The 14,731-nt window shown below is 40.2% G+C and carries 14 protein-coding genes; 8 read left to right on the top strand and 6 right to left on the bottom strand.

Translation table 11 applies throughout. The features are described from left to right. Positions 1 to 223: 223 nt before the first annotated feature. The 7 genes from lptD (at position 224) to ACXAFE_RS02845 (ending at position 8,934) form a co-directional block, all read left to right on the top strand. Entirely contained in the window at positions 224 to 2,446 is a 2,223-nt protein-coding gene (gene lptD / locus ACXAFE_RS02875) for an LPS assembly protein LptD (RefSeq protein ID WP_475148336.1), read from the top strand. Positions 2,447 to 2,466: 20 nt separating this feature from the next. Next, positions 2,467 to 3,753 (top strand): peptidylprolyl isomerase SurA, encoded by a 1,287-nt coding sequence (gene surA, locus ACXAFE_RS02870; RefSeq protein WP_054979715.1) that lies wholly within the window; start codon positions 2,467 to 2,469, stop codon positions 3,751 to 3,753. 2 nt (positions 3,754 to 3,755) lie between these two features. After that, entirely contained in the window at positions 3,756 to 4,742 is a 987-nt protein-coding gene (gene pdxA / locus ACXAFE_RS02865; protein WP_475148333.1) for a 4-hydroxythreonine-4-phosphate dehydrogenase PdxA, read from the top strand. Then, a complete protein-coding gene (gene rsmA / locus ACXAFE_RS02860) occupies positions 4,743 to 5,549 on the top strand; it encodes a 16S rRNA (adenine(1518)-N(6)/adenine(1519)-N(6))-dimethyltransferase RsmA (protein WP_054979717.1) in 807 nt (268 codons plus the stop codon). Continuing rightward, positions 5,533 to 5,916: a Co2+/Mg2+ efflux protein ApaG gene (apaG, locus tag ACXAFE_RS02855; protein ID WP_010560925.1), complete on the top strand. Its 384-nt coding sequence runs from the start codon at positions 5,533 to 5,535 to the stop codon at positions 5,914 to 5,916. Before rsmA ends, apaG begins: the two co-directional genes overlap by 17 nt. A gap of 10 nt (positions 5,917 to 5,926) precedes the next feature. Then, positions 5,927 to 6,757: a symmetrical bis(5'-nucleosyl)-tetraphosphatase gene (locus ACXAFE_RS02850; RefSeq protein ID WP_475148326.1), complete on the top strand. Its 831-nt coding sequence runs from the start codon at positions 5,927 to 5,929 to the stop codon at positions 6,755 to 6,757. A gap of 161 nt (positions 6,758 to 6,918) precedes the next feature. After that, the gene (locus tag ACXAFE_RS02845; RefSeq protein WP_475148322.1) at positions 6,919 to 8,934 is read left to right on the top strand and encodes a methyl-accepting chemotaxis protein; all 2,016 of its coding nucleotides are present in this window, start codon (positions 6,919 to 6,921) and stop codon (positions 8,932 to 8,934) included. A 389-nt stretch (positions 8,935 to 9,323) separates the two neighbouring features. Here ACXAFE_RS02845 and ACXAFE_RS02840 read toward each other — a convergent pair whose 3' ends face one another. From ACXAFE_RS02840 to rplU, 5 genes are all read right to left on the bottom strand, one after another. Then, the gene (locus tag ACXAFE_RS02840; protein ID WP_475148318.1) at positions 9,324 to 9,698 is read right to left on the bottom strand and encodes a DUF3718 domain-containing protein; all 375 of its coding nucleotides are present in this window, start codon (positions 9,696 to 9,698) and stop codon (positions 9,324 to 9,326) included. Between the two features lie 71 nt (positions 9,699 to 9,769). After that, complete coding sequence (gene folA, locus ACXAFE_RS02835; RefSeq protein WP_475148313.1) at positions 9,770 to 10,270, bottom strand: type 3 dihydrofolate reductase; 501 nt, start codon at positions 10,268 to 10,270, stop codon at positions 9,770 to 9,772. 82 nt (positions 10,271 to 10,352) lie between these two features. After that, positions 10,353 to 11,510: an Obg family GTPase CgtA gene (cgtA, locus tag ACXAFE_RS02830; protein ID WP_054979722.1), complete on the bottom strand. Its 1,158-nt coding sequence runs from the start codon at positions 11,508 to 11,510 to the stop codon at positions 10,353 to 10,355. A gap of 115 nt (positions 11,511 to 11,625) precedes the next feature. After that, positions 11,626 to 11,883, bottom strand: coding sequence for a 50S ribosomal protein L27 (gene rpmA, locus ACXAFE_RS02825; RefSeq protein WP_010560931.1), 258 nt, complete (start codon positions 11,881 to 11,883; stop codon positions 11,626 to 11,628). A gap of 17 nt (positions 11,884 to 11,900) precedes the next feature. Then, positions 11,901 to 12,212: a 50S ribosomal protein L21 gene (gene rplU, locus ACXAFE_RS02820; protein WP_010560932.1), complete on the bottom strand. Its 312-nt coding sequence runs from the start codon at positions 12,210 to 12,212 to the stop codon at positions 11,901 to 11,903. 291 nt (positions 12,213 to 12,503) lie between these two features. Between rplU and ispB the strand changes: the two genes are divergently transcribed. Beyond that, positions 12,504 to 13,475 carry an octaprenyl diphosphate synthase gene (ispB, locus tag ACXAFE_RS02815; protein ID WP_336434543.1) on the top strand — a complete coding sequence of 324 codons (972 nt, stop codon included), beginning with the start codon at positions 12,504 to 12,506 and terminating at the stop codon, positions 13,473 to 13,475. Positions 13,476 to 13,732: 257 nt separating this feature from the next. Here the strand turns inward: ispB and rpoS are convergent, their stop codons facing one another. Beyond that, entirely contained in the window at positions 13,733 to 14,689 is a 957-nt protein-coding gene (gene rpoS / locus ACXAFE_RS02810; protein WP_010560934.1) for an RNA polymerase sigma factor RpoS, read from the bottom strand. Positions 14,690 to 14,731 lie beyond the last annotated feature (42 nt).

Genomic DNA, 14,731 nt, shown 5'->3' with positions numbered 1-14,731 from the left:
TATTAACAGTTCAAGTAATGAGAGAAATCATTAAAATTAAATTATTATAGGCTTAGTTACGTGTGCGCTTTAAATTATGCTCAAGGCAGCAAGTTTTTATTGCATTAAAATGCCGTTGTTTAACTATATAAAATTAAGTGTAAGCCCCCAAATCAGCTTACAGACAAAAACAGCGCATAGTATAAAACGTAAGTAAGGTCTTTTTCACAAGGTTATCTGATTAATGAAACGCCCTTTTGGCATATTTGCGACACTGATTTTTATGTCACCTCTGGCCAGTGCTTCAGATATGTTTTCTCTTTGCGAAACCGATCCTAACTTAAGCTGGCAATCTACTTCCCAGCTTGCTGTTGGTCAGCTTGCGATTAATGCAGATCAGGTAGAATTAGCAGGAAAAAACAAAGCGCTCTTTAGCGGCAACGTGATGATGGACTCGACACAAATGAGTCTGACCGCATCTAGCGCTGAACTTGATAAGATAAATGGCATGCTCAATGCGATTGGCCCAATTGTTTATCAGGATCCCAACAGCTATATTTCATCAAAACACTTTTTTGCTAACTTAACCTCGTCTGAGTTATCTCTCGGTGACGCTAAATATCAATTTACCCAACAAGCTGGTCGTGGCGAAGCCAAACTGCTTGAAGTAAATCAATCACTTTTACTCTTGCAAGATGCCAGCTTTACAACTTGTCCAAGCGATAACCCTGTGTGGGCGCTGGATGCGAAAAAAATTAAACTATCACAAGAAGAAGGCTGGGGTGAAACCTACGGTGCTGTACTAAAAGTGTATGACACACCGGTGTTTTACCTACCGTATTTTACCTTTCCAATATCGGATAAACGTAAATCTGGTTTTATTCAACCAACATTTACCAGCTCTAATCGTTATGGTTTAGAGATTGAAATTCCGTTTTATTGGAATATTGCGCCCGATATGGATGCGACGATTACTCCGCGTTATATGTCAAATCAGGGTTTCCAGCTGCAAACCGAGTTTCGCTATTTAACTGAAGAGCACCAAGGTATGGCTGCAATTGAGTATCTTAATAGCGATGATTCTGAACCTGAATTGGGCAGTCGTTACTTACTGCACCTAAGCCAATACAGCAAAATTGACGATAACTGGCGAGGCCAAATCGACATCACGAATATCAGTGATGATAACTATATTAACGATATGGGGTCGAACTACGCTAATCGTACCGATACCCAGCTTAATCACCTAATTCAGTTAACTCATTTAGGTGATTACTGGCATACCGATATGAAGTTACAAGGCTTTGAGGTACTTGGTGATCATTTAGAATCTTATCGCGCACTACCCCAAATTACCTTTAGCCAAGTTAATGCGTTTGACTTTTATGGTGTCGACTTTACTTTAAACGGTGAATTTGCCCATTTTCAAAACGAAGAAGCACTGGTTGAAAAAGCTACCCGTGTTCACTTAGAGCCTAAGCTAAGCTACGGCATTAGCGACTACGCATGGAGCTTTTTATCTGAGGTTAGTTTGCTGCAAACGAATTACCATCAACAAGGTGATTTACTTGGCACTCAGTTAGAGGAAAACGTAAACCGCACCTTGCCAAAACTGCGCCTTTACGGGCAAATTAATTTTGAACGTGATACGCATTGGTTAGTGGATAACGGCCTACAAACACTTGAACCAAAAGCGCAGTATTTGTTTATTCCAGAAAAAGATCAGTCAAATATTGGTTTATACGATACGGTAAAGCTTCAAGATGATTTCCACGGATTGTTTCGCGAGCAACGCTTCTCGGGCGTAGACCGTATTGCTACGGCAAACCAATTTACCTTAGGTGCAACAACACGTATATTTAATCAACAAAATAACGAAGTATTTAACTTCAGCATTGGTCAAATCTTTTACGTCTCGGATGACGCTAAACCGTCTGAGATTGACGACAATGCTAGTTATAACTCGTTATTTGCCAGTGAAGCTATGTTACATTGGCACAAGAATTGGTACCTGTCAGCAGGTATGCAATACGATACTGACGGCAGCGACCTTGTTAACTCACACCTCACCCTCGATTATAAAGGGGATAATAATGAGTTAATTCAATTGAACCATAGGTACGCAAACAATGTCTCAGGAAATACAATTGAGCAAGTTGGTATTTTTGCTAGCTACCCAATTGGCGAGCAATGGCAACTTGTTTCGAGCTACCAGCGCGACCTAGAATCAGATCGCAGCGTGGAGTTTTTAACTGGTGTACAATACCAATCATGTTGTTGGGCGATTCAATTATCTGGTAGCAGACAAATAGAAACTGACTTAAATAAACCAGTTGGTCAATTTGCTAATGAATCAGCTAAATTTGACTCGAGTATTCAAATTAAATTTATAATGGGTCTAGATGCGCAAAAACTACTCAACCAAAGCATCTTTAGTTATCGCAGACCTTACTTTTTAACAAATTAATATGTAAGTAGAAAAAATCAATGAAGTTAAAACGATTAATGACAGCGGGCGTTGCCCTACTTGCTTTCTGCCAAAGCGCATACAGCCTTACTGAACTTGATAGCGTTGCCGTAAAAGTTAATGACGGTGTTATTTTACAAAGTGAAGTAGACGCACTGGTAAACCGTGTTAAAAACCGTGCAAAAGATTCTGGTCAGGAACTGCCTTCAGAAACGGCGCTAAGACGTCAAGCAATCGATAAACTCATTGACCAAGCTCTGCTACTGCAAATGGGTGAACGTATTGGTTTACGTATTTCTGATGCACAATTAGACCAAACCCTTTCGCAAATGGCTCGCGAGCAAGGTGCAACCCTTGACGATATGCGCCGCTCACTAGAAGCAAGCGGCGATAACTTCCAAACATACCGAGAAGAAATTCGCAACGAAATGGTTGCTAGCCGCACGATGCGTGCAAGTGTTGAGCGTCGCGTTTACGTAAGCTTACAAGAAGTACAAAACTTACTGCGTATTTTAGAGCAGCAAGGGCAAACAAACGAAGAATACGATATCGGTCATATCCTGATTGAAATCCCTGAAAACGCAACTGCGGAAGATATCAAAACACAAAAAGAACGTGCTGAAGCCGTTATAAGATTATTAAACGAAGGTCGCGAATTTAAGCAAATTGCAATTGCGTCATCAGGTGGTGGTAAAGCACTTGAAGGTGGTCAACTAGGTTGGATGAACATTAACGAAATGCCAACACTATTCGCTGAGGCGGTAAAAGGCCATAAGAAAGGCGACATTGTCGGCCCACTTCGTTCAGGCGCTGGTTTCCACATCGTCAAACTACAAGATGTACGTGGTGTTGAAGTCGTTGAAGCGGTGGAGCTAAAAGTACGCCATATTCTTGTTAAGCCATCTATTATTGTATCGGAAGAAAAAGCACGCTCTATGCTCGCTGGTTTTGTTGAAGACCTAAAAGCAGGTAATGCTGACTTTGGTGAGCTAGCTAAAGAGCATTCTGAAGATCCAGGTTCAGCATTAAACGGTGGTGAATATGACTGGACAGACCCGAACTCTTGGGTAGGCGAATTTAAAGAAACCGCATTAGGTTTAGAAAAAGGCCAACTTAGTGAACCATTCAGAACCCAATACGGCTGGCATATTATGGAATTATTAGACCGTCGCGTATCAGACAAAACTGAGCTTGTTAAACAAAACCGCGCGCACCAAATGATTTTTAATCGTCGCTTTAAAGAAGAAAGCTTTACGTTCCAGCGTGAATTACGCGAACAAGCTTATATTGAAGTTGTAGAAGAATAGTTATGACATTACGTATTGCAGTTACACCGGGGGAACCGGCAGGTATTGGGCCAGACCTTATTTTACAGCTGGCCCAACAAGATTGGCCTGCAGAACTTGTCGTAATTGCTGATAAAAATCTGCTAAAACAACGTGCCAAATTACTTGGCATAGATATTCAACTTATTGAATATCAGCCAAATAACACTGCGCAACCACATAATGTTGGTAGCTTAACAGTTAAGCATATTCCATTAGCAGAAGACGTGATTGCAGGCGAACTCAATGACGCCAACGGACAATATGTACTTGATACGCTGAAATACGCCTCTGATGGCAATATGCAAGGTGAATTTGCAGCTGTGGTCACAGGTCCTGTGCATAAAGGCATTATTAACCAAGCGGGTATTTCATTTAGTGGTCATACTGAGTTTTTTGCTCAGCAATCAAATACGCCAGATGTTGTAATGATGCTCGCTACAGAGGGCTTACGCGTTGCTTTAGTGACAACGCATATTCCTTTGGCGTATGTATCTAAAGCAATCACTGAAGACCGTTTAAGTAAAGTAACGCGTATTTTGCATCACGATTTAACCACTAAATTTGGCATTGAATCGGCAAAAATTTATGTCTGTGGTTTAAACCCGCACGCAGGCGAAAATGGCCACTTAGGCCGAGAAGAAATCGAAGTCATTTCACCTACCCTAGAACAGCTTAGAAATGAAGGCATTAACCTTGTTGGCCCGTTGCCAGCAGATACTTTATTTCAAGATAAATACCTAAAAGATGCCGATGCAGTGCTCGCAATGTATCACGATCAGGGATTACCTGTGTTAAAATACAAAGGGTTTGGTAATTCAGTTAATATCACCCTAGGTTTACCGTTTATCCGCACATCTGTGGATCATGGTACCGCTCTCGATTTAGCCGCTACAGGCGAAGCCGATGTGGGTAGTTTTGAATTAGCAATTTCAAAAGCAATTGAAATGGCAAGTAAAAGCGCACAATAGATGAATGATAAAGTACACTTAGGGCACCGCGCCCGAAAACGTTTTGGTCAAAACTTTCTACACGATACAAGCATTATCGATAAGATCGTAACCGCAATTGATCCAAAACCTGGCGATAACCTGGTTGAGATTGGTCCTGGTCTTGGCGCAATTACAGAGCCAGTGGCAGAGCTAACAGACCATTTAACGGTAGTTGAGCTCGATAAAGATCTTGCCCATCGCTTGATTCATCACCCATTTCTTGCCGACAAGCTGACCGTGCATCAAGGTGATGCCATGCAGTTTGACTTTGCATCACTTATTAAAGATGAGCGCAAACTTAAAGTATTTGGTAATTTACCTTATAACGTTTCAACGCCGCTTCTGTTTCATTTATTTGAGTTTTATCAAAATATTGAGCACATGCACTTTATGCTGCAAAAAGAAGTGGTTAAACGCATGGTCGCAAGCCCTGACAGCAAAGCCTTTGGCCGATTAAGTGTGATGACACAATATTATTGTCATGCAATGCCTGTTATTGATGTGCCACCTGAGTGCTTTAAGCCCGCACCTAAAGTGGATTCAGCGGTTATCCGCCTGATCCCTAAATCGCCAGATCAATTAAAGGCAAAGAGCACTAAAATCCTTAACACGGTATGCTTAGAAGCGTTTAACCAAAGACGTAAAACAATTCGTAATAGTTTATCGAATTTATTAACGCCTGAAGAAATTGAAAACTTAGGGTTAGATTTAAAGCTACGCGCTGAAAACCTTTCTCTAGACACTTTTGTAAAGATCGCAAACTGGATTTATGACAACAAGCAGTAATTCTCCAATTAAAGTATCGGTAGAAACGTTTTATGTTGATGGTCAATCTGAACCAGAAAAAGATAAATACGTTTTTGCCTATACTGTAACAATCAAGAACCACAGTTTATGTTCATCTAAGTTGCTTAGCCGCTACTGGTTGATTACCGATGCTAACGGTAAAGAAACCGAAGTTGAAGGTGAAGGTGTGGTTGGTGAAACACCAACAATTGGACCTGGTGAAAGCTACACCTATACATCAGGTGCAGTATTAGATACACCAATTGGGACAATGCAAGGTTATTACCAAATGCGTAACGAGTTTGGTGCTGAATACCAAGCCCCGATTGAAGTATTTCGCCTTGCTAGTGATGTTGTATTACATTAATTAAGCAAATATGGCTAAGTATGTAATTGGTGATCTGCAAGGGTGCTTTAATGAATTTACTTCGTTATTAAAAACAGTAGATTTTAACCCAAGCCGCGATCACCTTTACTTAGTTGGTGATATTGTTGCTCGTGGTCCAGATTCACTGGCGTGTTTAAAATATCTTTTTGCTCAGCAAGGCAGTGTGACTATAACCCTAGGCAATCACGATTTACATTTACTGGCTACGTATTTCACGCAAAACACACCCAATCCAAAAGATAACTTACAAGCCTTATTCAACGCAAAAAAACTACCTGCTTACATTGAGTTTTTAAGACAACAACCGCTAGCGGTATGGCTTGAAAAGTATAATACCTTTATTTCCCACGCTGGGTTAAATCCTCAATTATCATTGCAAAACGCACTTGAGCTTTGTGCTAAAGCACAAAAAAAGTACCAAGGTGACAACGCACAGTTTTACCTAGCAAATATGTATGGCAACAGCGTTAACTGCATTTCACAAGCTAATGATAAACTGTCGCGCTTTACCTACACCGTAAATGCATTTTCGCGTATGCGCTTTGTTAATCAACATGGGCAAATGGACTTTGCGCATAAAGGACCTGCTAGCCAAAATTCACCCGAATTATTTCCATGGTTTGATGTGAATGCAAATAATCATTCAGGTATTAATATTTGCTTTGGTCATTGGGCTGCATTAAAAGGACAAACACCTTATCCAAATTTATTTGCTCTTGATACGGGTTGTGTATGGGGCGAGCATATGACTTTGCTTGAGCTAAAATCAAAGAAAAAACATTATTGCAATAACCACAAAGAACATAAAAACAGTACTTAAGTTGTATTTTAAATACTACAATTAACTATTCAGCTATAAATACTGAAATAAAGTTACGAGTTTGTTAGATTGAACTAAAGTTGTATCCATGTATGTCGATAAATAACAAAAGCCCTCAGAGGCTTACTTATTTTGCCGGCAATTAGTAAACAGGAATGAATATGAAGTTGACTGTCAGCCAACGTATTTGGGGTGGATTTATTCTAATCACCCTACTTTTGATCACCATTGGTATCAACTCACTTGTTAGAATCAATAGCATTAGCAATTCATCTAACCATGTTAATACCCTCTCTATTCCTGCGCTCAGAGCGACAAATGAGCTTCAGGTTTCATTTAATAAAATGCAAGCGCTTGCACTACAAGTTTACTACAGTGACAACAGCAACCAGTTACAAGGGCTAGTAAGCCAGTACCGCGCTGCAGCCGAAGATTTTGATAAATCAAATGAACGTCTAAAACAAGTTGTTAGCAGTGATGCACAATTGGCAAACGCCGCATCAGCTGTTGATAAAACGTATAATAGCTTCGTGGGGCGTGTACAAAACCTTATCAACAATAAGACGACTGCACTGCAAATTGAAAGCAGTTTAACAACGCAGTTAGAGACGCTTGAAATTGCCGCAGAAGATGCCAGCACTGTCGTTCTTGATTTAAGCGATAGCGCCGAGCTTGAAGATAACTCACAACGCCTTTACCAAGCCGTTTCGAATATTGAAAATGCACTTCTTAGCATTGTTAGTAACAGCACAGATCTTAAAAATATTAAAAATGCAGCAACGGTAGAAACGTTATCTAACGAAGTAAACTACAGTCTTGCTGATATTGAGCGCAATATCGAACTGCTTTCAGAAACCTTTAAACAAACAGATGAAGACTTACATCAAGACTTTCAAAGCTATTTTGCGGTTGTGAAAGAAAACGGCCAAGGTAGTAAATCACTCGCTAACGTAAAGCAAAATCATATTAGGCAACTTGAAGAAGCTGCTACTAACTTATCACTTGCAGAGCAAGACACAAATACTGCTAGCTCTCAGCTGGATAAACTGACCTCTCTTTCGGATACGCTTGTTGTAGAGCTTAGAAAAGAAGTTGAGAGCAGCGTGTCAAAAGCTGAGCTGTGGACATGGTTAGGTATGATCATTGCCACTGTAATCGCAATTGTTATTGCGTTTTTAACAGTTCAACGTATCACGAAGCCGTTATCAGAAATCAACAAAGTGCTTGATAACGTGGCGCAAGGCGATATGACAATGCGCCTTGATGATAGCAATAAAGATGAATTTGGTGAATTAGCGAAAAGCCTAAACCGCGTGACCGACAATTTACGTAACTTAATTCAAGGTATTATTTCACGTTCTACACAGCTTGCAGCGGCTTCTGAGGAAACATCAGCTGTAACTGTTGAATCTAGCCAAGCAATTGAAAGTCAACGAGCACAGGTTGAACAAGCGGCAACAGCAACAACTGAAATGAGCAGTACCTCACAATCAGTTACTCAAAGCGCTGAAGATGCATTACATGAAATTAAACAAGCTGACAACGAAGCCGAGCGCGTTAAAACAATTTCAAGTAATAACAAGCTTACTATTGAACAACTTGCGCGTGAAGTGGCTGGAGCCTCTCAGGTTATTAATAAACTGCATCAAGACAGCGCATCAATTGGCGGTATTTTAGATGTAATTAGAGGCATTGCAGAGCAAACAAACTTACTTGCACTAAACGCTGCTATCGAAGCTGCGCGTGCTGGTGAGCAGGGCCGTGGTTTCGCAGTGGTAGCTGACGAAGTACGCTCACTTGCAAGCAAAACCCAAGAATCTACACAAGAAATTCAGGCTATGATTGAATCACTGCAAAGTGGTGCAGAAGAAGCCGTGTCTGTAATGGCAAAAGGCCAACAGCAAGCAGATTCATGTGTTGAACAGTCTGAGCAAGCTGCTTCGGCACTAGAGCAAATCACCCAAGCAGTATCACAAGCACACGATGCGAGTGAACAAATTGCAACAGCAGCAGGTGAGCAGCACCAAGTATCACAAGAGATCAGTGAAAGCTTAGAATCGATTGTTGCGATAGCCGAACAAACAGCTGAGGGTGCAAACCAGACATCAGCGTCAGCAAGTGAAGTTGCTAAGCTTGCAGAAGAGCTAAGACTCTCTGTAGAAGAGTTTAAAGTGTAGCGCTATTAACACACTTTCAAAAACGAAAAGGCTCACTAATCAGTGGGCCTTTTTAATATCTAAACGAAACTCGATTTAAAATTAACTAAGTAACTTAACTGAGTAACTGCTGTACAAGATTAAACAAATCGTCAGCCTAATATGCGAGCATAGAATTTGTTTTCAGAGATGCAGCAAAACTTAATAATAACGACTTAATCGAGTCTGTTATTCAAGATGAAAGATCAAAATAACTGAGATTCAAACGTTTAAACTCCCCTCTTTTTTTATTCCTTAAAGATTACTTTTAACTACACAGCCAGGCTTTAAACTTTAAGAGGATAACGTAAAAACAAAAAAGCCAGCTTAAAGCTGGCTTTTACAAAGGGGAAAACTAATTAAAAACTGTATTAAAGACCCGCACGATCTTTTAACGCAGCAATTACAGCTGAACCTGAATGACCATTTGCATCAGCCCACGCTACATCGCCACCTGCTGCTAAATCGCTTTTTGGTAGCTGCTTAACAATATATTCGCCTGCGCCATCTGCGCCATTAACAATTGCATGGCGAATTAGGTTATTACCACCGCAACTAATGCCCGCATAAACATTACGTAGTTTTACACGTGACTCTTTAAGTTTCTTGCGAATACGGCGTTTATCATCAGCACCTACATAGTCACAAATACTAGCAGCTAATTGCTCATTTGCATTTACTGTGTGAGAGCTTAGTAATGCAACCGAAGATACAGATAGAGTAAATAATAATGTTGATAATTTCATGGTACAGCAACCCTAGTAGCACTTTATACTTAATTTAATTGCAACAATTCTAACAACAAGTTAAATCATCTTCAAGAAATTAAGCCTAATTTCTTATAAATAACAAATTGGTAATGATATTGATTGGTTTCATCCGGTGCGAAGCTTTGAGTTTCTAGCACTTGCCAATCTGCCACAGCTTCGTAGTCAGGAAACTGTGTATCACCATCAACATCCAAATCTATATGCGTTAAGTATAGACGATCTGCACGCCTTAAAAAGTCTAAGTAAATTTTACCGCCGCCGATAATCATAACTTCATCTACATCGCCGGCCAAAGAGAGCGCATGCTCTGGGCTTTCAGCCATTATCGCACCATCTACAACGTACTCTGGATTACGTGTGATTATAATATTATCTCGACCTGGTAATAGGCGACCGATCGATTCATATGTACGGCGCCCCATAATGACAGGTTTGCCCAAGGTGACCGATTTAAAGTGCTTTAAATCAGCAGGAAGGTGCCATGGCATATCGTTATCTTTACCAATAATACGATTATTAGCCATCGCAGCTATCATTGAAATCTTCATAAGAAATTAATACTTTTAACCTAGTTATTTATCATTAGTACTTTTTTATTAAATATAAAAAAAGGTGCGTAAGCACCTTTTATTATCGTTGATAGACGACTTCTACGTCGTAATCATCTTCGTCCCAGTCTTCGTCATCATCGTCATCTTCAAAATCAGATATTGACTCTTCATGGTATGTATCCCACTTAAACTCAACTTCTTGTGGCTCTTCTTCAGCAACAAACTTCTCTTTAGGCATACTTTCTAAAAGCTGCATAATGTCGAAGCATAACTGCTCTGTACCAATTTTATTGAATGCAGAGATCTTATAGGTTTTTTCAGCTTCAAGCGCATCAGCAATCTCAGCGCATAATTCATCTGCTTCTTCATCTAACAACAAATCAATTTTGTTAAATACTAACCAGCGAGGTTTTGCAGCGAGTGCTGGGCTGTAGCGCTCTAGTTCGCCTAAGATTGTGTAAGCATTTTCAACAGGATCAGAACCATCTACAGGCATAATGTCGATTATATGCAGAAGAACACGGCAGCGTTCTAAATGCTTTAAGAAGCGAATGCCTAGGCCAGCACCTTCAGCAGCCCCTTCAATTAATCCTGGAATATCAGCGATTACAAACGATTGATTTTGGCTTGGTCTAACCACACCAAGATTTGGCACTAAGGTAGTAAATGGGTAATCAGCAACCTTTGGCTTTGCCGCAGACACACTGCGAATAAAGGTTGATTTACCAGCATTTGGCAAGCCTAATAAGCCAACATCAGCAAGTAATAGTAGCTCTAAACGTAAATTACGAATTTCACCTGGCGTACCCAGTGTTTTCTTACGAGGAGCTCGGTTAGTACTTGATTTAAAACGAGTATTACCAAGTCCGTGAAAACCACCTTTGGCAACAATAATCTTTTGACCATGTTGCGTTAAATCACCTAGTGCTTCCGCAGTATCGACATCAACAATACGCGTACCTACAGGAACTTTTAAAGTGAGATCTTCACCTTTTTTACCTGTCATATTTCGGCCAGCACCATTAGTGCCACGCTCTGCTTTATGAAAGCGCTCAAACTGATAGTCAATAAGTGTATTCAGGTTTTCATCGGCTTCAATAAAAACACTGCCGCCATCACCACCGTCACCACCATCAGGACCGCCGTCTGGTACAAACTTTTCTCGGCGAAATGAAACTACACCGCTACCACCGTCACCAGCTTCAGCGCGAATTTCAACTTCATCTACAAATTTCATATATTTAGCCTTACACAGCCTAGAATGTACTTATTATACCAAGACAAACGGGTTGTGCGTAATCAAGAAACAAAAAAAGCCCCGCAGTTGCGGGGCTTTTTAAAATTTTTAGGGTTTACTCAGCGATGATGCTTACGTATTTACGACCTAATGGACCTTTTTGCTCAAACTGAACTTTACCGTTTGATGTTGCAAATAAAGTGTGGTCTTTACCCATACCTACGTTTGTACCTGCGTGGAACTTAGTACCACGTTGACGAACGATGATGTTACCCGCTAAAACTGATTCACCACCGTAACGCTTAACACCTAGGCGTTTACTTTCTGAATCACGACCGTTACGAGTACTACCAGCTGCTTTCTTATGTGCCATCTTTCTGTACCTCTAAATTAAGCGTTAATGCCAGTGATTTTAACTTCAGTGAACCACTGACGGTGACCCATTTGCTTGCGAGAATGCTTACGACGTCTAAACTTAACGATCTTAACTTTCTCACCACGACCATGAGATACAACTTCAGCTGTAACCTTACCGCCATTAACGAAAGGTGCACCAATTTCGATTTTCTCACCGTTTGCAACAAGTAATACTTTGTCAAATTCTACTGCTGCACCAGTTTCAGCCTCTAATTTCTCAAGGCGAATCGTTTGACCTTCAGTCACACGGTGCTGTTTACCACCACTTTGGAAAACCGCGTACATAATTAACTCCGTTCTGCGCCCTCAAATCGACGCAACTTAATAATCTTCGATAGGGCGCGAAGTCTACGCGAAATTAGAGCGTAGCGCAAGCCTATTTTCATAAAAAAGACTAAATATGTTGCGTGTTGTAAGGCACACTAAAAAATTTAATATTAATGGCGACGATTCTACCTAATTAAAGCGCTGTAGAAAACTATTATTTTACATAAAATATTGATTCTACTCAGTGCCAAAAATAGTGTACAATCCCCGCAAATCAGCGGATCTTACCTCTTTACTTGTTGGAGACCCATGGATATAAAAGCGATCCAAGCCTTAACAGAACAAGATATGTTGGCGGTTAATCAACTAATCGAACAACAACTGCAATCGAACGTTGCGCTTGTCAATCAATTGGGGCTTTATATTGTCAATAGCGGTGGCAAACGCATTCGCCCAATACTTTCAATCCTCGCTGCAAAAGCGTTAGGACACACAGGTAATGAGCATATTCGTTTAGCAACCATCGTAGAATTTATCCATACCGCTACACTTTTACACGACGACGTTGTTGACGAATCACTTCTACGTCGTGGAAACCCAACAGCTAATGCTGAATTTGGCAATGCAGCCAGCGTGCTTGTTGGTGATTTTATCTACACTCGTGCTTTCCAGCTGATGGTTGGTTTCAATAAGATGCAAGTAATGGATATTTTTGCTCATGCAACGAACGTTATTGCTGAAGGCGAAGTGCTACAATTAATGAATTGTAACGACCCTAATACTAGCGAAGAAAGCTATATGCAGGTCATTTACAGTAAAACAGCAAAATTATTTGAAGCTGCAACTGAACTAGCTGCCATTATTACAGAACAAGATGAAGACGTAATAAACGGATTAAAGTTTTATGGCATGCATCTTGGTACCGCCTTCCAACTAGTCGATGATGTACTCGATTACAGCGCAAACCAAGCTGAACTAGGTAAATCAATCGGTGACGATCTGGCAGAAGGTAAGCCAACATTACCTTTGATCTATGCAATGCAAAATGGATCACAAGCGCAAGCTGAATTGATCCGAGGTGCAATTGAAAAAGCTGATGGCAAAGATTACCTAGACAAAGTTCTCGCTATTCTTGAAGAAACCAATGCGTTAGCACTAACAATGCAAAAAGCACAAGAAGAAGCCGAAAAAGCAATTAACTACCTTTCTGTACTGCCAGATTCAGAGTATAAAGATGCATTAATTGCACTTGCTAAGTTATCAGTCGATAGAAAATACTAATCAAACTGAGCTTTGCTTTAAATAAATACTAAGTTATTTAAATAAAAAACCGCTGATAATAAGCGGTTTTTTATTTTTAACTGGTTGTTATACCAATTCACTTAAGTAGCTGATCATCCTAGCGGACTAAATATCATGCTAACTGCGCTAGAATTTATCAATGTAGATCAACTACATAAGAAAAATTCTGACTTGTTACCATTTCATTTATCCAGCGTTATCCCTGCTCACATACTTAACAGAATTGGTATTATTTATTAAGCTCTAAATAGCGATTCAATATTCAAGCCTTGGTGTGTTAACACCTCTTTTAATCGACGCAACGCTTCAACCTGAATTTGTCTTACGCGTTCGCGTGTTAATCCAATTTCTTTACCTACATCTTCAAGCGTTGAAGGTTCATAACCAAGTAATCCAAAGCGTCGTGCTAACACTTCACGCTGTTTCGCATTAAGTTCTTCAAGCCAATGCACAATATTATTGTGAATGTCTTGGTCTTGAATTTCACCTTCAGGACCACGTCCCTTTTCATCTGCAATGATATCTAATAACGCTTTGTCTGAATCACCGCCGATTGGTGTATCAACAGAGCTGATCTTTTCGTTAAGACGCAGCATTTTACTCACGTCTTCAACAGGACGATCAAGCTTCTCTGCTATTTCTTCTGCGGTTGGTTCATGGTCAAGCTTTTGTGTTAATTCTCGTGCTGTACGTAAATAAACGTTAAGCTCTTTAACAACATGAATTGGTAAGCGAATCGTGCGTGTTTGGTTCATAATCGCACGTTCAATGGTTTGACGGATCCACCAAGTTGCGTATGTAGAAAATCTAAAACCACGTTCGGGATCAAATTTCTCTACCGCTCTGATCAGGCCTAAATTACCTTCTTCGATGAGATCTAATAATGCCAGCCCACGATTGTTATAACGACGCGCTATTTTGACCACTAAACGTAGATTACTTTCAATCATACGTTTTCGTGATGCTTCGCATCCTCGTAAGGCCTTGCGTGCAAAGAATACTTCTTCTTCTGCACTAAGTAGTGGTGAAAAGCCGATTTCGCCAAGATAAAGTTGTGTAGCATCTAAATTTTTAACAACTTCTTCTTTTGCGAAGATTTCGTCTTCTGTATCTTCGATTTCTTCCAAAACCTCGTCTTTAACATCCATATCAACGTTTAGTTCTGTACTATTTTCTTTCTTTGTGCGTCCCATAAGCATCCTCCCGAGTCATTCAGTGACCTTTAAACACTAAAA

The organism is Pseudoalteromonas sp. ABV4_021 (genome assembly GCF_056159365.1).
Note: the sequence above shows the minus strand (reverse complement) of the source record. Positions and strands in the feature narration are given on the sequence as shown.